This is a genomic window from Mycobacteroides chelonae (assembly GCF_016767715.1).
Classification (GTDB): domain Bacteria; phylum Actinomycetota; class Actinomycetes; order Mycobacteriales; family Mycobacteriaceae; genus Mycobacterium; species Mycobacterium gwanakae.
The window spans coordinates 1,800,118-1,820,737 of sequence record NZ_CP050145.1; the positions used below are offsets into that span (position 1 = coordinate 1,800,118).

Here is a 20,620-nt window from a genome sequence, read left to right on the forward strand (position 1 = left end):
GGCATAGGTACGGTTGAGCGCGTGACTCGGTCCGTAGATTCCGATTTCCTGGCGCTACCTCGCGCTGAACTCGCCGATGCTGCCCTGAACGCGGCGCGCGCCGCCGGCGCCAGCTATGCCGATCTGCGCATCCATCGGCTGATCAATGAGGAGCTGGTGCTGCGCGACGAGCAGGTCGAGACCGCGGTGTCCGGCCGCACCATCGGGCTGGCGGTACGGGTGATCGTCGACGGCACCTGGGGGTTCGCCTCGCATGTGCAGCTCGACACGACCGCCGCGGCCGAGACCGCGCGCCGGGCCGTGGCCGTCGCCCGGGGGCTGCGCAGCCTGAACCGCGAGCGCGTCGAACTGGCGGCCGAGCCCGTCTATGCCGACGTCCAGTGGGTGTCCGAGTACGAGATCGACCCGTTCGGTGTGCCGCAGGCGGACAAGATCGCGGTGCTGCAGGAGTATTCGGCCCGGCTACTGGCCTCCGACGGGGTGGATCACGCCTCGGCGTCGCTGACGGCGGTCAAGGAGCAGACCTTCTACGCCGATACCTTCGGCTCATCCATCACCCAGCAGCGCGTCCGGGTCATGTCGCAGCTGGACGCCATCGCCGTCGACGCCGCCACCGGGTCCTTCGAGACCATGCGCACCCTGGCCCCGCCGATGGGCCGCGGCTGGGAGGCCATCGGCAGCGACGGCGTGTGGGACTGGAGCGCCGAGCTGCGCGAGATCCCGGAACTGCTCACCGAGAAGGTGAAGGCGCCCAGCGTCGTCGCCGGCCGCACCGACCTGGTGATCGACCCCACCAACCTGTGGCTGACCATCCATGAATCCATCGGGCACGCCACCGAATACGACAGGGCCATCGGCTATGAGGCCGCCTATGCGGGCACCTCGTTCGCGACCCCCGACAAGCTCGGCACCATGAAGTACGGCTCACCCGTCATGAACGTCACCGCCGACCGCAACGAGGTGCATGGCCTGGCCTCGGTCGGATACGACGACGAAGGCGTGGCCTCGCAGCGCTGGGACCTGGTGCGCGACGGCATCTTCGTCGGCTACCAGCTGGACCGTGTGTTCGCGCCGCGGCTGGGCCAGGAGCGTTCCAACGGCTGTTCCTACGCCGACTCGCCGCACCATGTGCCGATCCAGCGCATGGCCAACGTGTCGCTGCAGGCCTCCCCGGAAGAGCGCAGCACCGACGATCTGATCTCCGGCGTGGAGGACGGCATCTACATCGTGGGCGACAAGTCGTGGTCAATCGATATGCAGCGCTACAACTTCCAGTTCACCGGGCAGCGGTTCTACCGCATTCGGGGCGGCAAGCTGGACGGACAGCTGCGCGATGTCGCCTACCAGGCCACCACCACCGATTTCTGGGGTTCGATGGAAGCCGTTGGTGGCCAATCGACCTGGCGGCTGGGCGGCGCCTTCAACTGCGGTAAGGCCCAACCCGGGCAGGTGGCGGCGGTCAGCCACGGCTGCCCGTCGGCACTGTTCCGCGGCGTCAACGTTCTGAACACCAAGCAGGAAGGTGGTGCCGCGTGATCCCCGCACAGCAGGTCGCCGAGGATGTCCTGGCCGAGGCCGCGCGGCGTGGCGGCGCCGACGACACTATCGTTTTGGTCCAGGACAGCAGCGAGGCGTCGCTGCGCTGGGCGGGCAGCTCCATGACCACCAACGGTGAGTCGGTGAAGCGCGGTATCGCGGTGATATCGATTCTGCGGCAAGGAGATCAGACTCGGGTCGGCTCGGTGCTCACCGAGGATGCCGATCCGGCCGCGCTCGCGGATCTGGTGGCGGCCAGCCAGGCCGAGGCCGCGGCGGCGTCTCCGTCGCGCGATGCCATGCCGTTGCTCGGACCCGGCGACGGTGCGGGGGAGAGCTGGGATGCGCCGATCTCACCGACCGGCGCCCATGTGTTCGGGTCGCTGGCGGCCGACCTGTCGACGGGCTTCGACGGCCCCGACACCCTGTACGGATACGCCCGCCATGAACGCCAGACCACGTTCCTGGCTTCGTCGACCGGGCTGCGCCGCCGGTTCACCCAGCCGACGGGCCAGGTGGAGATCAACGCCAAGCGCGGCGTGGGCAGCGCCTGGGCCGGGGTGTGCACCCCCGAATTCGTGGATGTGCCCACCGCATCGCTGCTGCGCCAGCTCAACGAACGACTGACCGCCGCGCAGAATCAGATCGAGCTCAAGGCCGGTCGCTACGAGACGCTGCTGCCGCCATCGGCCACCGGCGACCTCATGCAGTACCTGGTATGGACGATGGGCGGGCGCGGCGCGCACGAGGGCCGCAACGCGTTCGCCGGGCCGGGCGGCACCCGGATCGGGGAGCGGCTGACCGAGCTGCCGGTCACGGTGTACTCGGACCCGTCGTACCCGGGTCTGGAGAGCAGCCCGTTTGTGGCGACCCCGATCTCGCGGGAGTCGTTGTCGGTGTTCGACAACGGGATCGGCATCGAACGCGTCGACTGGGTGCGTGACGGCGTGATCAACGCGCTGAGCTACTCGCGTGCCGACGCCGCGGAATTCGATGCCGCGCCGACGGTGGGCGCCGACAACCTCATCATGACCGGGGGAGGCGGGGCAACGCTGGAGGAGATGATCGCCGCCACCGAGAACGGTCTGCTGCTGACCACGCTGTGGTACATCCGCGACGTCGACCCGACGACGCTGCTGCTGACGGGGTTGACCCGTGACGGGGTGTACCTGGTGCGCGATGGCCAGATCACCGGCGCCGTCAACAACTTCCGGTTCAACGAGAGCCCGATCGATCTGCTGCGGCGGGTGACGCAGGTAGGCGTCACCGAGTACACGCTGCCGCGCGAGTGGAGCGACTACGCGACCCGCCAGGCCATGCCGGCGCTGCGGATCCCGGACTTCCACATGTCCTCGGTCAGCGCCGCGCAGTAGGGCCTGTTCGTCCACACCGAGGTTGTGGCGGATTCGTCTCGCACATCCGCGCCACAACCTCGGTCTCGGCGGGCAAGCTACCTCCACAGAACCTTCACAAAAGGCTCCAGCGATCACCACAACCGTCAAATAGGCTGTTCATGTGCAAGGCCAGCGAAGAATCTTGGTTGTCGACGACGAGCCAACGATCTGTGCGTCCATTTCCGCGCGGCTGCGCGCCGAGGGGTATGCCGTAGACACCGAGGACAACGGCCTGGACGCGGTGCGGCATTGCCGCGAAACCCCGCCGGACCTGATGGTGCTCGATGTCATGCTGCCCGGGCTCGACGGTCTGGAGGTCTGCCGCCAGGTGCAGGCGCACGCCCTGATCCCGGTACTGATGCTCACCGCGCGCGGCACCGAAACCGACATGCTGGTGGGGCTGGGGGTGGGTGCCGACGACTACCTGCCCAAGCCGTTCAGCATGCGGGTGCTGGTGGCGCGGGTGGCGGCCCTACTGCGCCGCACCGAACGGGTCGCACCGCCGAGCACCGATGTGCGCATCGGGCAGGTGCGCATCGATGTCTCCGAGCGCCGCGTGTATCACCGCGACGACGAGGTGCACCTGACCCGCACCGAGTTCGATCTGCTGGCCTATCTGGCCGATAACCCGCGGGTGGCGATCAGCCGTGAGCGCCTGCTTGATCAGGTGTGGGGCTGGAGCGAGGGGCTGCCTTCGGGGCAGCGCACCGTCGACAGCCACATCAAGGCGCTGCGCCGCAAGCTCGGTCAAGAGCTGATCCGCACCGTGCACGGCATCGGATACGCGTTGGAGGTACCGCGATGAGCCAACTGCTGGAACTGCTGCCGCGACCGCTGGATCCGTTGCGCTCCTTCAAGTTCAAGACGGCGGTGCTGGTGGGGGTGGCGCTGCTGATCGCCACCTGCCTGCTGTGGATCACCGCCGAATGGAAGCTGCGGTACGCGCTCACGCTGGCGTTGTTTGTGTCCTTCGGGGTGACGTGGTTTCTGGCGCACGGTATGACCTCGCCGCTGCGCGATATGACGGCGGCGGCGCGTTCGATGGCGCAGGGCGACTACTCGCGCCGGATTCGTTCGACCTCGCGTGATGAAGTGGGCCAGCTGGCAACGGCTTTCAATCACATGGCCGCCGAGCTGCAGTCCGCCGAGAAGTACCGGCGCGAGTTGGTGGGCAATGTCTCGCACGAGCTGCGCACACCGATCACGGCGCTGCAGGCGGTGTTGGAGAACATTGTCGACGGGGTGGCCGAGCCGGACCCGGCGACACTGAAAACCGCACTGGCGCAGACCGAACGGCTGGGCCGGCTCGTGGACGACCTACTTGACCTGTCCAAACTCGAGAACGGTTCGGTTCCGGTGCAACGCGAACCGTTTGCGGTGCGCGAGTTCGTCGACGGGGCGGTGGCCGAGGCCAAGACCACCGGGCGTCAGGTGCGCTATCACGTGACGGTCGAGCCGTTCGATCTGCAAGCGGTCGCCGATACCGCGCGGCTGCACCAGGTGGTGGCCAATCTGCTGGATAACGCCTCGCGGCACAGCCCGCCCGGGGGACAGGTGTCGGTGTTCGCACGCACCGAGAACGACGCGCTGCTGCTGGAGGTCGCCGACACCGGGCCCGGCATCGCGCCGCACGAAAGATCACGAGTGTTTGAACGATTCACCCACGGGGGATCGCGCGACGGTGGCACCGGTTTGGGGCTGGCCATCGCGCAATGGGCCGTCGATCTGCATGGCGGCCGCATCGAAATCGTGGACGCGCCCGGTTGTCGGGTGCGGGTCACCTTGCCGCAGTTTGAATCCGAGGAGGGGAATTCATGACCACTGGTTCGATGGTGCCGCCGCCATACCCATATCCGATTCCGGGTGCGCCCGCGGGGCCGCCCGTGCCGCGCCCGCCGGTGCCGATCTTCGGGCCGCCGACGAAGTTCCTGACGGCCTGGCCCCGGGACATCCGCTCGAAGATGACGCAGGGCGCGCTGCTCAGCGGTATCGGGGCGGGTCTAGTTGCGGCGCTGTGCTGGCGGTCCTCGCTCCCGGGCCTGGGCTGGACGCTGACAGCGTTCGCGGTGGCCCTTGCCGCCTTCGCAACGCAGAAGGTGCAGTGGACGCCCACGCGCATCGGCGCGCTGGTGCTCGCGCTGTGCCTGGCGGTGGTGCCGACCGTGCGGGATGCGGGATGGCTTGTGGCGCTGTGTGTCCTGACATCGGGGGCGTTATTCGTCTATGCGTTGGCTCCGGCACGGACGTGGACAGGGTTGGTGTACGGGCAGTTCGTGATGCTGAGGGCGCCCTTCCGGGTGGCGGGCTGGATGCGCCGGGGGACTCGCACCATGTCGCGTGGCCGCAAGGTCAACCCGGACCGGGCGGCCATCGTCGTGCTGATCACGCTCGGCCTGGTGGCAGCCTTCGGGGCGCTGCTGGCCGACGCCGACGCGCGGTTCAAGGCGCTGATCAGCGGCGTGTTGCCGTTCGTGTCCTTCGGGGATGTGGTCGGGCGGGTTGTCGTCGGCGTGCTGGTCGGCGGGTTCGCCTTGGGTGCCATCTACGTGCTGTCCAAGCCGCCGAGCTTTGACCGGTTGGCGCCGACGGAGCCCAAGAAGCTGCCGCGCTGGGAGTGGAGCTTGCCGCTGGCCGCGCTGAATCTGCTGTTCATCGCGTTTGTGGGCGTGCAGATTTCGGTGTTGTTCGGGGGAGATGAGCATGTGCAGGTCACTGAGGGGTTGACCTACGCAGAGTATGCGCGGCAGGGCTTTTGGCAGCTGCTGTTCGTCACCATCCTGGTGCTGGGCGTGATCGCGGTCGCGATCAGAGTGGCGGGGCGTGATGATGCCCGCGACCGGCTGTTCCTGCGAGTGCTGATCGGTGGGCTGTGCGTGACCACGCTGGTGATCGTGGTTTCGGCCATTCACCGGATGTCGTTGTACGAGAAGGCGTACGGGTTCAGCGTGGAGCGGCTGCTGGTGCGCTGGATTGAGCTGGGCATGGCCATCGTGTTGGTGCTGATTCTGGTGGCGGGGATTCGGATGAGTGCCCGGTGGTTGCCCACCGCGGTGGTGGCGGTCGGTTCGTTCGGCATGCTGGGGCTGGCGATCTTCAACCCGGAAAGCTACGTGGCGCAGCGCAACGTCGAGTTCTTTGAGCAGACCGGCAAGATCGATCAGTGGTACATGGGGAGCTTGTCGTCGGATGCATTCGCGGCGACGAAGTCGCTACCCGAGGATGTGCGGGACTGCGTGCAGGGCAAGATTGCGTATCACTTGCGGGAGACGGCGCCCTGGTACGAGTACAACGTGAGCCGCGCAAAGGTGCGATCTGCCGAGGTTAAGGCGGCGTCGTGCAACGTGGATCAGAACATGCCGGGACGGTAGCGAGCGGCTGACTCTTAATCAGCGGGTCCGGGGTCGGAGCGGCTGACACCGCTCCGCTAGAGTTCACTGCTGCTAGGGGCGGTAGCTCAGTTGGTTAGAGCCGTGGACTCATAATCCATTGGTCGCGGGTTCGAGCCCCGCCCGCCCTACAAAGTGCCCTACGGACAGCCGCTAGCCGGTCGCTGAAGAGGGACGGCTGCAGTGTTGCGGCAGAGTGGCGCACAGGGCATGGATCGGCTATGTCAGTGCCCTCAGGCCACCTCTCAATCAGCTGACAGGTTGGGCCGTCAAAGCTTCTCTATTCTCCGATTTCGACTGGTTCAAATGGCAGCATGTAGCACTCATCGAAGTCGTATGTCAGGCCGATGCGACTGTGCCACTCCCTTGTGAAATCAATTGCCGAGTTACAGGCCCAGTCTGCGCAGCCAGCGCCGAGCACCTTATGGGGATACCAGGGGTTTCCGATCGGTTGACGGTTCTCGCGCCCCGCCAACTTGTCACGCAACGATGCCAAATACCGCGCTTCGTCAGTTCCGTCGCCGTGCCACCAGCGAGGTTTAAAGTGTCCCAATTCATTTCGTAGGTCGATGAGCACGTCGACACTCTGGTATGGCTCCTTGCCTTTAATTATCCGGTCTTGGCCAGCGCAAACTAGCGCAAGTTGATACTTGCTGAGAGTGGACATTGCACGCTCGGCATGTTCTTTGCCAGTCCATAGCTCGCGCATGATGGTCAGTGCAGGGTCCGAGATGCCTTGGGTGTGAGACGTTCGCTGGCCTGGCTGACTGTCGGCGGCGTCCTGCCAGATTTCATTCACCATCGCCTCTAGAAACGCCACCGCGGACAAAACAGCCGCCATTGCGTGCGACCGATGGGGCCGATCGACGCCCGCCTTGGTCAGTATCTTGTCTTCGCGCTCGCGGCACAGCCACGCTTCGTAACGCGCGTTCCACAGGTGTTGGCCAGCCATGTAGTCGCGCACCGAAATCCGGGGCGTTCCCACGGCTGCTCGAGACTCGATGCTGGCGGGCCTAACTACCTTTGGTTGTGGTTCGCTTGGGTCGCTCACGACCGAACCATAGCTCCGGTGTACACGCCGAGTCTCGACATCTGTGCGTGTGCGCGACGTTGGCGATCTGGTTACGGTTGCGATCAACGAACACGATGATTTGGCCGCCACCTAAGCCGATGTACCAAGTGTTGCTCGGGTTCCGAGCAGTAGTCAGGCGTTGGGGGAGCGCATCAGCAAGTAACGGGCACTAGTAGGTGGAATCGTATCCACGAATCCTGACCTGGATCCATCTATCGAGGGTTCGGCCGGCCGGTCATGCATTGGAGCCGATGTGTAATTGTCTACTGCTCGTCGGACTCTTTACCGCCGAGATGGCGGTCGACCACTCTAGGGGCGGCTCGACAGGGGAACCGGGGGGCGGCTGGCTATTGCGGGAATCCTGCCTAAAAGCGGTTACGCAGGAGGCATCATCACACCGAGCATGTTCGAAAGTCTGAGTTGCGCCTAGATTCAGCAAGTCTTGATTGATGGGGTTTGTAGTGAACACACCGGCTGGTTGGTATCCCGATGCTTTTGCGCCAGGATTTCTCCGCTACTGGGACGGCACGCAGTGGACCAGTCATACCGCGCCGTACGCACAACCTCAAGCAGTCCCCGCAAACCAGGCACCATCTCAGCCTCCGGATGCAAACACACACGAATCGAATGTTGCGACGAAGGTGTCGTTCTTCGGCGCGAAGAAGCGGGCCGAGGATCTGCAGCGAGAGGTGGACCAGCTTCGGAGCCAGATTGTGCGGCTGGGGGCGCTGGAAGCGGTAGAACTCGAACAGGAAACGAAGCGTCTTGTTGCCGAGGTCGACAAACTTCGAGACGTTAGAGAAGGTCTGGAGGAGGAAATCCAATGTGCACGTGAACAACTCGTCGAAACGCAAGGTTTGGTGGAGTTTCAAGACGTGGGTCTTTACCAATACCGTCATCCTGCGGAGTCTTCCGTTGCTTTACGGAATGAACTCGATAAGACGCGTGCACAGATCAAGGACACTGTACGAACCAAGACTGCGATCTTGGCGAGTACGAGCTTCACATTCAACAACTCTGCCGCACAGGGTAGGAAGTTTGTGAGCGAAATGTCCCGCATCATGCTGCGTGCTTACAACGCAGAGGCTGAGAATTGTGTCAAGACAGTGAAGGCTGGCAACCTGCCCGCAGCGCAGGCTCGCCTTCGGAAGGCCATGGACCAGATTGCACAGCAGGGCCGGATGATCGATCTCCGGGTTGCGGAACAGTATCACTGGCTGCGTCTGCGGGAATTGGAGCTCGCTGCTGATTTCCACATGCGTGTCCAGGCGGAGAAGGAGGCTGAGAGGGAACGGCGTGCCGAGCTTGCCGAGCAACGGAAGGCTGAGCAAGAGCTGAGGCGAGAACGTGAGCGGCTAGAGAAGGAACTGGCGCACTATTCGAATGCTATTGCAATGCTTGAAAAAAACGATGACTACGACGGTGTAGCGAGACTTCGGGTCAAGCTCGCAGACGTCGTACGGGCGATTGAGAACGTAGATTACCGACAGGCGAATATTCGGGCGGGATTCGTTTATGTCATATCCAACATTGGTGCGTTTGGCGCCAACATGATCAAGATCGGGATGACTCGGCGCCTTGAGCCGATGGACCGCGTGCGCGAACTTGGCGACGCTTCTGTGCCGTTCCGGTTTGATGTCCATGCGTTGTTCTTCGCCGATGACGCTGTGTTAGTGGAATCGCAGCTCCATCAGGCGTTCGCGGACAAGCGGGTCAATCGGGTGAACCTGCGCAGGGAGTTTTTCTACGCGACGCCCGGTGAGGTTCTTGACGTGCTGAAAGACACAGTGGGCGAGGTGGTCGAATACAACCCTTCGCCTGAAGCGGAGGAGTACAGGATCAGTCAAGGAGCGCCAGACACGAGTCTCTAGCTGGTTGGTGTTTAGCAGCGCGTAAGCCCACACCTCCTAGATAAGGTAAAGCGCTACCCGTTCTCCGGCGCTGGCTGTGAGGTCTCGATGATTGTGAAGCCCTACGCAATCATCGGATCGATAGCCGACCGCGGCACCAGCACCTGCAATGCCCCGTATGAGTCGGGCAATATCGCGCCCTGGTCGAAGAAGAACATCACTCCGTCGTTGAGCACCGCGAAATTCTGGTAGTTCGACGCGTTGTACAGCGACGCGGGTGAGAACGGCAGCGGCGGCGGGGGAGGCGGTGGCGTCGTAGTAGTCGTCGACGTGGTGGTAGTCGGCTGTCCCGAGGTTGTCGTCGGCGTGGGAGTCGCCACCGGCGGCGGTGCCAGCTGCTGCTGCAGTTGAGCCTGGACAATCGGCGCGACGGTCTTCAGCGGATCATCCACCCGCCACAGTGGCGCGCTTTCTTTGTCGTCCTGCGCGACCGTGTACAGGATCGGCTTGCGATAGCTCTGATCCCAGTTGTATGCCTTGAACGTGGTCTGCGCGCTGCCGGTGTTTTGGTACACCTTGAACACTACGGTCTGCGTGCCACGCGGCGGAATCGCCGAGGTGTATGCCGTTGGCTTGATGCTCAACTGGTACGGCGTGCTGCGCGCGGTATTGGACTTGGCCGTGTTGAGGAACGCGTCGCGCGTCTTGGCGACATACTCGGCGATCGGCTTTTGTTCCGGGTAGTTCAGCGGAATGGTGATGTCGACGCTGTACCCGGGGTCCGAGAGGCGGATCTCACACGTGGTGCCGGTGTTATTGCCCTTGAGGTCGGCGCAGTAGTCGTGTGGCGCTGCCCCCGCTACGCCAGAAAAACCGAAGATGGCGGCAGCCGTGGCCAGTACGGACACGCTTACCGAGCGTATGGATAAGTAGGGCACGTCTGCACTCTAACTTCGCAAGGTGAACCAAGTGCCCGGACCGCAGAACTGAGCCACCGAACCGACCTGCGCCTTTGAAGCTCCTGATAATCGGATAGAAGCCCTCTCAGCAGCCCCGTCACCTCGCTACGATCACTGCGTCCTTGGATCTTGAACCCCTACGAGGGAGTGGCCATGACGGGATCGCCAGAGGCTGGTTTCAACGGGAAAATCGCCTTGGATATAAGGGATTCCGAGCCCGACTGGACTCCCTACGCCGCACCCACCGCGCCCGAGGGCGCACCCAACGTCCTGTACCTCGTCTGGGATGACACCGGCATCGCGACCTGGGACTGCTTCGGCGGCCTGGTGCAGATGCCCGCCATGAGCCGCATCGCCGAGCGCGGCGTGCGCCTCTCGCAGTTCCACACCACCGCGTTGTGCTCACCGACCCGTGCCTCGCTGCTGACCGGCCGTAACGCCACCACCGTCGGCATGGCCACCATCGAGGAGTTCACCGACGGCTTCCCGAACTGCAGCGGCCGCATACCCTTCGACACCGCACTGCTCTCCGAAGTACTCGCCGAAAAGGGCTGGAACACCTACTGCGTCGGCAAGTGGCACCTGACGCCGCTCGAAGAGTCGAATCTCGCCGCCACCAAACGGCATTGGCCACTCTCACGAGGCTTCGAGCGCTTCTATGGCTTTATGGGTGGTGAGACCGACCAGTGGTACCCGGACCTGGTCTACGACAACCACCCCGTCGAGCCGCCCGCCACCCCGGAGGACAGTTACCACCTGTCCAAGGACATCGCCGACAAGACCATCGAATTCATCCGAGACGCCAAGGTGATCGCCCCCGACAAGCCCTGGTTCTCCTACGTGTGCCCCGGCGCCGGCCACGCCCCGCATCACGTCTTCAAGGAATGGGCCGACAAGTACGCCGGTAAATTCGACATGGGCTACGAGTTGTATCGCGAGATCGTGTTGGAGAACCAGAAGAAACTCGGCATCGTCCCGTCGGACACCGAATTATCGCCCGTCAACCCGTATCTGGACGTGAAGGGACCCAACGGCGAACCCTGGCCGTTGCAAGACACCGTGCGCCCCTGGGACTCGCTCAACGATGAGGAGAAGCGCCTCTTCTCGCGCATGGCCGAGGTGTTCGCCGGGTTCCTCAGCTACACCGATGATCAGATCGGCCGTGTCCTGGACTATCTGGAGGAATCGGGCCAGCTGGACAACACCATCATCGTGGTGATCTCCGATAATGGCGCCAGCGGTGAGGGCGGCCCCAACGGATCGGTCAACGAGGTCAAGTTCTTCAACGGCTACATCGACACCGTCGAGGAGAGCCTGCGCTTCTACGAGAACCTGGGCGGCACCGACACCTACAACCACTACCCAATCGGGTGGGCGATGGCGTTCAACACCCCCTACAAGCTGTACAAGCGCTACGCCTCCCACGAGGGCGGTATCGCCGACACCGCAATCATCAGCTGGCCCAAGGGAATCACCGCGCACGGTGAAGTGCGCGACACCTACGTGAACGTCAGCGATATCACCCCGACCATCTACGACCTGCTGGGCATCACCCCGCCCGAGACCGTGAAGGGCATCGCCCAAAAACCGCTCGACGGCATCAGTTTCACCGCGGCGCTGAAAGATCCGACCGCCGACACCGGCAAGGACACGCAGTTCTACACGATGCTCGGCACCCGGGGCGTCTGGCACAAGGGCTGGTACGCCAACACCGTGCACGCCGCCACACCCTCGGGCTGGTCGCACTTCGACAAGGACCGCTGGGAGCTGTTCCACATCGAATCCGACCGCAGCCAATGCCACGACCTCGCCGACGCGCACCCGGAGAAACTCGAAGAGCTCAAACAACTCTGGTTCGACGAGGCCGCCAAGTACAACGGCCTGCCGCTGGCCGACCTGAACATCCTGGAAACCCTCACTCGGTGGCGGCCCTACCTGGTGGGGGAGCGCAAGTCCTTCACCTACTACCCGAACACGGCCGAACTGGGTATCGGTGCCGCCGTCGACATTCGCGGCCAGTCCTTCTCAATTCTCGCCGAAGTCACCACCGACTCAGGCGCCGAGGGCGTCATCTTCAAACAGGGCGGCGCCCACGGCGGACATGTGCTCTTCATTCAGGACGGGAAGCTGCACTACATCTACAACTTCATGGGGGAGAAGGAGCAGAAGGTCTCCTCCGCCGATGCCGTACCGCTGGGTGCGCACGTGCTCGGGGCGCGCTTCGCCAAAACCGGCACCGTCGCGGGCAGCCACACTCCGCTCGGCGACGTGACCCTGTTTATCGACGAACAAGCCGTCGGATCGCTCAGTGCCGTCGAAATCCACCCCGGCACATTCGGTCTGGCCGGGGCGAGCCTGTCCATCGGACGCAACAGCGGGTCGGCGGTGTCCTCGGAGTACAAGGCGCCCTATGCCTTCACTGGCGGCACCATCGCGCAAGTGGTCGTCGACATCTCGGGTGAGCCGTACGAAAACCTGGAGAAGAAACTCGCGATCGCCTTCGCCAAGGACTAGGCGGGCCAGTCGGTGAGCTGTTCCCACTGACCGAACGGCGGCTTGTTTTCAGCCTTGATCACGATCTGCGCGGTCACCGCCGAACCGGGGTGATACTCCTCGATCGCGAATCCGCCCTGCCGGTTCTCGGGCGTCGTGCCGTCCCAGATGTAGATGGGGCCTGGCGCCGCAGCGGCCTCGGCGACTTCCTGACCGCACTCGGCCACCGGCTCGTCACGACCAACACCGGTGTGCTTGCCATCGATACGCCGCCAGATGCTCACGAATCGGATGCTACGCGCCGTCGCATGCTCTGGGCAGCCACAACTTGACGAAGCGGTGAACTCACAGAACGAGTAGGTGTCTACTTGCGCCATCGCGGCCACACTGTGTCACCGTGGACTGGTGATGAAAAAGTTTGGCGCGTTGGTGGTTGCCGCCGCGCTGATGCTCGTGACCGCACCGCTGGCTTCCGCGTGGGGCCCGCAGGGGCACAGCATCGTGGGCGCGGTCGCCGATGCGCAGCTCACGCCCGCCGCCCGCGCCGAGGTTTCTCGCCTGCTGGCCGGACAAGCCACCCCGACGCTCGCGGGCGTGGCCAACTGGGCCGACCAGGTACGCCCCAGCCGACCGAACACCGCACCCTGGCACTACGCCGATATCGCCGAGAACAACTGCCAATACGTGCCCGCGATCAATGGCGACAACGGCAACAACGTCATCGAGGCCATTCGTAACCAGACCGCGATCCTGGGCGATGCATCCAAAACGGATACCGAACGCCAGGAGGCGCTGAAGTTCGTCGTGCATTTCGTCGGCGACATCCACCAGCCGATGCACGACGCCTACGCCCGCGACCGCGGCGGCAACGACATCCCGCTGACCTACAACGGCCGCTCCACCAACCTGCATTCGGTGTGGGACAGCGGATTACTGAACACCCGCAGCCTCAACGACGCTCAATACACCCAGGTGATCCAGGCGCTGCCCGCCCCCGATCTCGGCAGCACCGATCCCGTCGACTGGGCGCAGGACACCTGCCACATCGCGGTGGGCGTCTACCCGAACACCTCGACCATCGGCACCGACTACACCAACCAATACCGGCCGATCGCCGAGGCGCAGCTGCGCCTGGCCGGTGATCGCCTGGCGCGCTTGATCAATGCGACGCTGAGCTAGCGCGGATCTACCAGACCCGCACGTAGTCGACGAGCATCTCTGCCGGGTAGGAACCACCCGACGGATCGCCGCCACCGGAACCGGACACCGCCAGGTTCAGCATCGGCTGCAGCGTGTAGCCCGGGTCGTTAAACGGCCAATCATCAAGGGAATTGGCGTCGACCGTCAGGTACGGCTCCATGCCGTCGTGGTAGTCCATCCAGAAGTACAGCCCGGCATCGGTCCAGGTGCAGCGCCAGGTGTGCCAGTTGTTGTCCACCGGCATCGGCAGCGTCTCGAACGAGGTGCCGTCCAGGCGCGCGTGGATTGTGGTGCCCGAGGGCCAGTCACGGTTGCCGTACCACTCCACAAGGTCGATCTCGCCGCCCCGCTCGGGGTTGTCATTGAGCAGCCACCATGCCGGCCACGCGCCGTCGGTCAGGCAGTTGAACTTGATGCGCGCCTCGAAGGTGTGACCGACGTTGCCGCGGAAGGTGCCGTGCAGCTTGCCGCTGAAGTACTTGTTGCCTTCCTTGGTCGCGCGGATCACCAGGTTGGATTTTCCGTCGAGGAAGATGTTGGTGCGGCTGTCGCGATACTCGCCCATGTTTTCGGGGCGGTCCCAGAACACCGGGTTCTTGATCTTCTCGCGGAACTTCGCGGCCACCCACTTGGAACCATCGGGGGCCGAACCGGCAGGACCGTCGAATTCGTCGCGGAAGACAAAGCCACTGGACTGGGCATCGGGCGGTGCCGCCGGGCTACGTCCCGGGTCGGCCTGAGCCGTCGGGAGGGGCAGGGCGGCTGCGGCGATGCCGAAGCCCATGGTCAGTATCAACTTACGGCGATCCATTTCGGGCACCCCGAAACGATAATGGTTGAAACCCGCCGATGAACGCAGCCCCGCCTATTTTGGCTGCTAGTGGCGCGGAAGCATTCTGGAGAGTAACCCGTCCCGCAACCCGATCGTGTGAAACAGCACCGCGCTGACGTGGGCAACTATGCAGGCGAGCAACGCGTACGCCACCCATGCGTGTGCTTCGCGCAGCACGCCGTACCACCCGATGCTGGTCGGCACGATCGACGGAAAATGCAATCCAGCGATCGTCACCGGAACCCCAGACGCCGATACCAGCGCCCATCCGATCACCGGTTGCGCCAGGAACAGCGTGTACATCGCGAGCTCGGAACCCGCCGCGATGAACCGTTCCGGCTGTGCCAGGGACATCGGCGGCGGCTTGTGCCAGATCCGGTTCCCGACGCGCAGCACCGCGAGCACCAACACCACCACACCCACGGCCTTATGCCAGGCCAGCACCATCGGATAGTCGCCCAGCGACCCGACGAGCAGCGCGCCCAGCACCAACATCGTGATGATCGAAACCGCCATCAGCCAATGCAGAAGCTGCGCGGCCAATCCGAAACGCTCGGCACCCGTGGATTCAGTCATCACATGTCCTGCCCGAACTGCTCCACCGGCGCGGGCGTCTCCCGCGCGCGGCGCCGGAACGACTCCGCATAGACGGCGGCACGCGCGGTAAGGATCGGATCATCGGATATCTCAATTCCGTTGGGCAACACCGTCGGATCGAAGTTGGTATCCCGAATGAGTTCCTGCTCTTGGAGGATTGCGTGCCCCAACACCAGGGTTCCGACGTGGATCTGCTCACGATCAGGTGGCCACGGCAACGTCGGATCGTGCGTCGGATCCACACCGGGCATACCGACCTGCAGCACCAACCGGTACCGCAGCTCACCGCGACGTACCCGGTTGGCCAGCGCCTCGAACATCCAATTGGGCCCGTTCTTCACCGGGGCGCCGGACTCGTCTCCGTCGGGAATCACCCGCCACCGCACCGGAGTCCGGGCACCGTCCTTGGTGACGAAGATGAAGGTGTTGAGGCTGGAATAGCTGGCTTGCGCGAACGAGGACGCCTTGGGCGCCGCCTCGATCAGCTTCTGCGCGGCCGCCGCGGGCGGGTTGTCCCGCATGAAGGCCGCCACCTTCTCCTTGTCGCCCGAGGTTCGCGCCGCCAGCAGCCCGTAGAACATCTCGGGGGTCGGCGCCATGAATACCGGTGCGGCCGCCATCGCGGTGCGCCACTGCTCACCGCCGGGAAGCGAAAACTCCAGGGCCAGCGCCTGTCCAGACCCGGTGTCCGGCTGGTGCGGGTTCTGCCCGCCCACCGAGAACCGCCCGACGACGGGATGCACACCCTTGACGAACACCGACGCCGACGAGACCTCGGCGCCCGCGCCGTTGCTTTCGAAACGGCCCGACACCGCAAGAGCTTTGGCGTGATTGCGCCGGTACCCGACGAATGTGCCGCCGGTCGACTCGAACAGGTCGATAAAGGAGCGCCCGGTCAGTCGCAGCCCGCCGCGACCCTCCAGAGCCAGGAAGCCACCCAGTCCCGTCACGGTGACGGCGCCGGCGGCAACCAGACCTAAGAACATGCGCCGGTCCAGCTTGGGTGCGACCACGAAACGAGCCTAATACGCGAATCTGAGAGCACACCGAGGACAATGAAACGATGATGAAGCGTCTCATCCTCGGTCTCGGATACGCAGCCCTCGGTCTCGGGTGTGCTCTCGGCCAGCTCGCGCCCGCCAGCGCCGACCCCGACATCCCACCCGTGAGCGACGCTGCCCGCGCCGCCGGACTGCTGGACGTGCGCAGCGTCGTCCCCGACGCGATCATCGATCTGCGCTACGCCACCACCAACAACTTCACCGGCGTGCAGCTGTACCCGGCCAACGCGCGCTGTCTGGTGCACGAGTCGATGGCCCCCGGCCTCAAGACTGCCGCCGACACCCTGCGCACCAATGGCGAGCGGCTGGTCTTCTGGGACTGTTACCGCCCCCATGAGGTGCAGGTCCGCATGTTCCAGGTGGTGCCTAACCCGAACTGGGTCGCCAAGCCCGGCCAATACGCCCGCAGCCACGAGGCCGGACGCTCGGTGGACGTCACCCTGGCCAACGCGCGCGGTCTGGTCGATATGGGTACCGGATTCGACGACTTCTCACCGCGGTCCCTGGCCTACGCCACCGACGGTGTGAGCGCCGATCAGCAGGCCAACCGCGCCCGCCTGCGCGGCGCCATGCAGGCGGGCGGCCTGCAGGTCTACTCGGGGGAGTGGTGGCACTTCGACGGGCCCGGCGCCGGTGAGGGACGCCCCTTCCTCAACGCTCCCGTCAACTGACCACACGGTTGTTCCACTACTCGGGAGAAATTGAGTAGTCCAGTACCCGGTGCGATACCGCTCTACCGGAGTAATTTCCCTTTCGGGTCGAACGATCCCGCTGGGAGGTTGTCATGCCTGCATCGCCAATTCCTCTCGCAGTGTTCGTGGGTTCCCTTCTGGTTGCCTGCGGCGGCGCCGGTGAGACGGTCACCCGCACCGTGACGCAGACCGTCACCGATCAGACGACGATCACCCACGACGGCGGCGGTTCGCACGAAAGTACCGGCGGCGGTGGGTCGTCCACCTCCGGCAAGACGCCCAAGGACGACGGGCTCGCGTGGGTGCCCTACGGCCCCAAAGACCCTGCCTTCCCGACACCGGGCTGGGACGTCTACGTCTACTTCCTCAAACACGACTGCGACAGCCTCAAGAACGTCCAGAAACCCGAAGGCAACCTCTACGACGCCGCGGTGGGCGTATGCCGGGCCGCGGTGAATGGCGAAGAGAGCCAATGGGATGTCGCGACCAAGGCCTTCGCGGCGCGCGGTGCGGGTGTCGAGATCGGACCGGCCCAATGCGTCGACGACACCATCGCGGCCATGGTCAGCAAGCTCCTTGCCTGGCATGAGGCGAACCCGGGCCGCCAGCCCGAGCTGACCTACCCGCAGACCGACGGCCGGACCGCATGCTCGAAGGACAACAACAGCTTCGTGCCCCCGGACGAGACCGATTCCTCCACAACCAGTTCCACGACATCGAGCACCACAACATCGACCACGACGTCAGCCACGACCACCTCGAGCACGGCAACCACCACCACACCGACGCGGTGAGGTCAGTGCGAGAACTGCCAGTGCACCGAATCGTCCTCGTCCAGCACGACGATGCTGCCGTTCTGGACGGTCCACCCCTCGGTCATCAGGAACAACCGCCCCCCGGACTCGGCCAGCAGCCGTAATCCCGTGGTGCGGTACAGCGTTTTGGGTCCGGTGATGATCTCCTCGGTACGCACCACGGGCGAATCGATACCCAGTGGGCTCTCGCTGACCGCCGTCGCCCGGGGCAGCGACGACACCGACGCTTCGTAGCGCTGCGCATACCCCCGCCCGACGATGTCGGCGTATCCCTGCACGGCCCAGAACATCGCTGCCGCAATTACAATGCCGACGAGCACGGCCTCCAGCACATCCGGGGGACGGGCAATGGCATTGCGTGGTCGCGCGCTTTCCTGCCCCCGGCGACTCAAATGTCTGCCGTACACCGCCAGTGCCGTGCCGATCGCGATCATCAGCGGCCACACCACCGTCCCGGGTTCCCAAGAGCGCGTGAAGGCGGGCAGCACCACGCCCAGGATGGCGATGCCCAGCCCGCCGAGCATGGTCACCCGGCAGATCACCCGGATCGCGTCGGTCATGCCGTCGCGCTCAATCTTCTCGGTCACCGCGCGATGCGCTGCCAGCCAGACGATTCCGATGACCGCCGACGCCAGGATCGGCAGATACAGGGTGCTGATGCTGCGCAGCACATAGTCCTGGGTGGTGAATCGGAACAGGCTCACCTCGATGCCCATCCACCGGGACTGCGCGTCGCTGCGCGCCCAACCGAAATACAGCAGCAGCGCGGTGATCATCGTCAACGGTGTTCCCACCGTGGTGATCACGGCGATGACGGGACGAAGGATCGACACCGTATCCGGCGGGTCCGCGGCGGCCGGGGCATCGACTTTTCCCGGCGCATCATCAGGTTGACGCGCTGGCTCCTCCGACGCTGCATCGGCCGGCATGGCAGCATGCTACGCGCGAGGCCCTGACCTGGGAGGAAAATTCCCTTGCCGCCCAAGCCCGCTGCGCCTACCCTGGCTGGCGTCCTCGTCCCCGACGAAAGGTACGACATGGATCTGTGAGGTCTGGCATTGCGCCGACGCGCCCTCGCGCGATTTCGGCGACCCCACCTCACAGGAAGCCCACTCCATGTCTGCTGTCATTTCCTCGAACGCGCTCACCTATACACATCCCGACGGTTCCGTCGTTCTCGACGGACTCGACATGCTGGTTCCGGCGGGCCGTTCCGGGCTGGTCGGAGTCAACGGCTCCGGCAAGTCCACGCTGCTCAGGCTCATCGCCGGAGAGCTGTCGCCGACCTCGGGAATGGTGCACACCTCGGGCCATATCGGTTACCTGCCACAGGATCTCACCATCCGAGCCGACCAATCGGTACCCGAGCTGCTCGGTCTGACACCGGTGCTGGCGGCCATCGCGGCCATCGAGAACGGCTCCACCGACCAGGCCGACTTCGACACCGTCGGCGACGACTGGGACCTGGCCGAGCGAGTGCGCGCCGAACTGGACCGTCTCGGATTACCCGCTGCGGTGCTGGACCGCACCCTCGGAGACTTGTCCGGAGGCGAGGTGATCCGGCTCGGTTTGGCCCGGCTGCTGTTGCGGCGCCCCGATGTGCTGTTGCTCGACGAGCCGACCAACAACCTCGACGGCGAATCCCGTCGGCACCTGTACGAACTGGTCTCGTCCTGGCAGCGCACGCTGCTGGTGGTCAGCCACGACCGTGAACTGCTGGAACATGTGGAGCGCATCGGCGATCTGCGTGAGGGCGCTGTCACCTGGTACGGCGGCGGCTACAGCGACTACGCGGCCGCGATCACGGCCGAACAGGAGGCCGCCGCCCAGGCGATCTCAACGGCCAAGGCCGACGTGCGCCGCGAGCGCCGCGACTTGGCGGAGGCCGAACGGGTGATCGCACAGCGGCGTCGCTACGGCGCCAAGATGCAGGCCAACAAGCGCGAACCCAAGATCGTGATGGGGCTGCGCAAGCGGGCCGCGCAGGAATCGGCGGCAGCGCTCAAACAAACCCAGACCGACCGGCTGGATAAGGCCCGCGAGAACCTGGATGAGGCACAGACCCGGCTGCGGGCCGACCGCGCCATCCGTATCGATCTGCCGGGCACCGAGGTGCCCGCCGGCCGCGTGGTCGTCAGCACCGAGAACCTGGTGCTGCGCCACGGGGTGGCGGCACATCTGGATCTGCGCGGTCCGCAGCGGGTGGGGCTGATTGGGTCCAACGGTTCGGGAAAGACCACGCTGCTGCACACCATCGCGGGAAGCATCCCGGCCGCCGAAGGCACTGTAACGGTGCATGTTCCGCTGGGTCTGCTTCCGCAGCGTCTCGACCTACTGGATGATGCGCTCAGCGTCGCCGACAACGTGGCCGGCCGTGCCCCGCATGCCGACATGAATGCCATCCGCGCACGGCTGGCGCGATTTCTGTTCCGCGGCAATACCGCCGACAGGCTGGTCGGTGCGCTGTCCGGTGGCGAACGGTTCCGGGCGACGCTGGCCGCGGTGCTGCTGGCAGACCCCGCGCCGCAGCTGCTGCTCCTCGACGAACCCACCAACAACCTGGACTTCGCCTCCTACGACGCCCTGGTGTCGGGGCTGGGGGAGTACCGGGGAGCCGTCGTCGTGGCCAGCCACGACCTTCGATTCCTTGAGGACATCGGTGCCGCGCAGACGGACTGGAGGACGGAACCGGAAATCGGGTAGTGCGGTACGCACGTCCGCAGGGTTACTTCA

At 64.7% G+C, this 20,620-nt stretch carries 18 protein-coding genes and 1 tRNA gene; 12 read left to right on the forward strand and 7 right to left on the reverse strand.

Features of this window, described 5'->3' with window-relative positions:
• The first annotated feature begins 21 nt into the window (after positions 1-21).
• The 6 genes from HBA99_RS08930 (at position 22) to HBA99_RS08955 (ending at position 6,447) form a co-directional block, all read left to right on the forward strand.
• Positions 22-1,536 (forward strand): TldD/PmbA family protein, encoded by a 1,515-nt coding sequence (locus tag HBA99_RS08930; RefSeq protein WP_046253285.1) that lies wholly within the window; start codon positions 22-24, stop codon positions 1,534-1,536.
• A complete protein-coding gene (locus HBA99_RS08935) occupies positions 1,533-2,909 on the forward strand; it encodes a metallopeptidase TldD-related protein (protein ID WP_070951217.1) in 1,377 nt (458 codons plus the stop codon). Before HBA99_RS08930 ends, HBA99_RS08935 begins: the two co-directional genes overlap by 4 nt.
• A gap of 163 nt (positions 2,910-3,072) precedes the next feature.
• Positions 3,073-3,735, forward strand: a complete 663-nt coding sequence (locus tag HBA99_RS08940; protein WP_081347708.1) for a response regulator transcription factor — start codon at positions 3,073-3,075, stop codon at positions 3,733-3,735.
• Complete coding sequence (locus HBA99_RS08945; protein WP_070951216.1) at positions 3,732-4,748, forward strand: sensor histidine kinase; 1,017 nt, start codon at positions 3,732-3,734, stop codon at positions 4,746-4,748. Before HBA99_RS08940 ends, HBA99_RS08945 begins: the two co-directional genes overlap by 4 nt.
• Positions 4,745-6,298, forward strand: coding sequence for a DUF4153 domain-containing protein (locus HBA99_RS08950; protein WP_070951215.1), 1,554 nt, complete (start codon positions 4,745-4,747; stop codon positions 6,296-6,298). The genes HBA99_RS08945 and HBA99_RS08950 overlap by 4 nt, the downstream gene beginning before the upstream one ends.
• Before the next feature lie 75 nt (positions 6,299-6,373).
• Positions 6,374-6,447, forward strand: a tRNA-Ile gene (locus HBA99_RS08955).
• 149 nt (positions 6,448-6,596) lie between these two features.
• Here the strand turns inward: HBA99_RS08955 and HBA99_RS08960 are convergent.
• Positions 6,597-7,367 (reverse strand): hypothetical protein, encoded by a 771-nt coding sequence (locus HBA99_RS08960; RefSeq protein WP_131822796.1) that lies wholly within the window; start codon positions 7,365-7,367, stop codon positions 6,597-6,599.
• Positions 7,368-7,849: 482 nt separating this feature from the next.
• Here HBA99_RS08960 and HBA99_RS08965 point away from each other — a divergent pair, with 482 nt between their 5' ends.
• Entirely contained in the window at positions 7,850-9,259 is a 1,410-nt protein-coding gene (locus HBA99_RS08965) for an SNIPE associated domain-containing protein (RefSeq protein ID WP_070951213.1), read from the forward strand.
• Positions 9,260-9,360: 101 nt separating this feature from the next.
• Here the strand turns inward: HBA99_RS08965 and HBA99_RS08970 are convergent, their stop codons facing one another.
• A complete protein-coding gene (locus HBA99_RS08970) occupies positions 9,361-10,176 on the reverse strand; it encodes an RsiV family protein (RefSeq protein WP_070951212.1) in 816 nt (271 codons plus the stop codon).
• A gap of 174 nt (positions 10,177-10,350) precedes the next feature.
• On the opposite strand from HBA99_RS08970, the gene HBA99_RS08975 reads away from it, so the two are divergent.
• Complete coding sequence (locus tag HBA99_RS08975) at positions 10,351-12,711, forward strand: arylsulfatase (RefSeq protein ID WP_070951211.1); 2,361 nt, start codon at positions 10,351-10,353, stop codon at positions 12,709-12,711.
• On the opposite strand, the gene HBA99_RS08980 is transcribed toward HBA99_RS08975, so the two are convergent.
• Complete coding sequence (locus HBA99_RS08980; RefSeq protein WP_070951210.1) at positions 12,708-12,974, reverse strand: hypothetical protein; 267 nt, start codon at positions 12,972-12,974, stop codon at positions 12,708-12,710. The genes HBA99_RS08975 and HBA99_RS08980 overlap by 4 nt on opposite strands.
• A gap of 124 nt (positions 12,975-13,098) precedes the next feature.
• Between HBA99_RS08980 and HBA99_RS08985 the strand changes: the two genes are divergently transcribed.
• Complete coding sequence (locus tag HBA99_RS08985; protein ID WP_070951209.1) at positions 13,099-13,869, forward strand: S1/P1 nuclease; 771 nt, start codon at positions 13,099-13,101, stop codon at positions 13,867-13,869.
• A 7-nt stretch (positions 13,870-13,876) separates the two neighbouring features.
• On the opposite strand, the gene HBA99_RS08990 is transcribed toward HBA99_RS08985, so the two are convergent.
• From HBA99_RS08990 to HBA99_RS09000, 3 genes are all read right to left on the reverse strand, one after another.
• Positions 13,877-14,701, reverse strand: coding sequence for a glycoside hydrolase family 16 protein (locus HBA99_RS08990; RefSeq protein WP_046253297.1), 825 nt, complete (start codon positions 14,699-14,701; stop codon positions 13,877-13,879).
• A 66-nt stretch (positions 14,702-14,767) separates the two neighbouring features.
• Positions 14,768-15,298, reverse strand: a complete 531-nt coding sequence (locus HBA99_RS08995; RefSeq protein WP_070951208.1) for a cytochrome b — start codon at positions 15,296-15,298, stop codon at positions 14,768-14,770.
• Positions 15,298-16,332 (reverse strand): catalase family peroxidase, encoded by a 1,035-nt coding sequence (locus HBA99_RS09000; RefSeq protein ID WP_070951207.1) that lies wholly within the window; start codon positions 16,330-16,332, stop codon positions 15,298-15,300. Before HBA99_RS09000 ends, HBA99_RS08995 begins: the two co-directional genes overlap by 1 nt.
• 50 nt (positions 16,333-16,382) lie before the next feature.
• On the opposite strand from HBA99_RS09000, the gene HBA99_RS09005 reads away from it, so the two are divergent.
• Both HBA99_RS09005 and HBA99_RS09010 read left to right on the forward strand, forming a co-directional pair.
• Positions 16,383-17,051: a M15 family metallopeptidase gene (locus HBA99_RS09005; RefSeq protein WP_109494120.1), complete on the forward strand. Its 669-nt coding sequence runs from the start codon at positions 16,383-16,385 to the stop codon at positions 17,049-17,051.
• A 113-nt stretch (positions 17,052-17,164) separates the two neighbouring features.
• Entirely contained in the window at positions 17,165-17,866 is a 702-nt protein-coding gene (locus HBA99_RS09010) for a hypothetical protein (RefSeq protein WP_070951206.1), read from the forward strand.
• A gap of 2 nt (positions 17,867-17,868) precedes the next feature.
• Here HBA99_RS09010 and HBA99_RS09015 read toward each other — a convergent pair whose 3' ends face one another.
• Entirely contained in the window at positions 17,869-18,816 is a 948-nt protein-coding gene (locus tag HBA99_RS09015; RefSeq protein ID WP_234798036.1) for a hypothetical protein, read from the reverse strand.
• A gap of 187 nt (positions 18,817-19,003) precedes the next feature.
• On the opposite strand from HBA99_RS09015, the gene HBA99_RS09020 reads away from it, so the two are divergent.
• Complete coding sequence (locus HBA99_RS09020; protein WP_070951205.1) at positions 19,004-20,590, forward strand: ABC-F family ATP-binding cassette domain-containing protein; 1,587 nt, start codon at positions 19,004-19,006, stop codon at positions 20,588-20,590.
• Positions 20,591-20,620 lie beyond the last annotated feature (30 nt).